General features: G+C 35.6%; 1 protein-coding gene. It reads left to right on the top strand.

Going from position 1 to position 1065, the window contains the following annotated elements:
- Nucleotides 1–96 precede the first annotated feature (96 nt).
- Complete coding sequence (locus KFO35_RS14065; protein WP_002334843.1) at nucleotides 97–1056, top strand: IS30-like element IS6770 family transposase; 960 nt, start codon at nucleotides 97–99, stop codon at nucleotides 1054–1056.
- The last annotated feature ends 9 nt before the right edge of the window (nucleotides 1057–1065 follow it).

Raw genomic sequence — 1065 nt, 5'->3', positions numbered from 1 at the left:
CGCGAATTGTAAAATTAAGTTAGAAAAATAAAAAGGCATTTATGGTACACTCAAATTGTATTTCCGACGAAAGAAAACAAAGGAGTGTAACCATAAATGACCTACAAACATCTTACCATAGACGAACTGACAATGATAGAATCATATTATCTTCAACATAATAAGCCGGTTGAAATCGCTAACCGAATGGGACGTGCTATACAAACTATTTATAATGTAGTCAATAAGTTCAAGCAAGGTAAGACTGCTCTTGATTATTGGCACCAGTATAAAGAAAATAAGAAAAAATGTGGGAGAAAAGTCATTCAATTACCTGCTCATGAAGTAGATTACATTAAAGAGAAAGTCACTCTTGGTTGGACGCCTGACGTCATTATCGGGCGAAAAGAAAGGCCTGTTTCATGCGGTATGAGAACACTTTATCGTTTATTTTCTAAAGGAATATTTGAGATTGACACACTACCGATGAAAGGTAAAAGAAAACCCAATGGCCATCAGGAAAAACGGGGAAAACAACAGTATCAGCGCTCAATCCATGATCGACCTGATAATTATCCTGATTTCAATTCTGAGTTTGGTCACCTTGAAGGTGATACGATCGTTGGCATTCATCATAAAAGTGCCGTCATTACTTTAGTTGAAAGATTATCTAAAGTCATTATCACGATTAAACCCAACGGCCGTAAGGCATTAGATATTGAAACTGCCCTTAATCAATGGTTTTCTCGCTTCCCTAAAAACTTCTTTAAATCTATTACGTTTGACTGTGGAAAAGAATTTTCTAACTGGAAAGCCATTAGTAACCAACATGATATTGATATATATTTTGCGGACCCTGGAACACCTTCTCAACGCCCATTAAACGAAAATTCTAACGGGATTCTGCGTCGTAATGGACTGCCGAAATCAATGGATTTTAGAGAAGTGAATCAGACATTTATTTCCAGTGTCAGCAATCAACGTAATCATATTCCAAGAAAATCATTGAATTACAGAACACCAATCGAAATATTTTTGAGCTATGTACAAGAAGCATTTTATTCTAGCTTAATTTGACAAATCATA

This window comes from Enterococcus lactis (assembly GCF_015751045.1).
Lineage (GTDB): Bacteria > Bacillota > Bacilli > Lactobacillales > Enterococcaceae > Enterococcus_B > Enterococcus_B lactis.
Note: the sequence above shows the minus strand (reverse complement) of the source record. Positions and strands in the feature narration are given on the sequence as shown.

What these genes read in the sequence shown, in the direction of transcription:
- KFO35_RS14065 (WP_002334843.1), top strand. Translation starts at nt 97, where the DNA reads ATGACCTACAAACATCTTACCATAGACGAACTGACAATGATAGAATCA.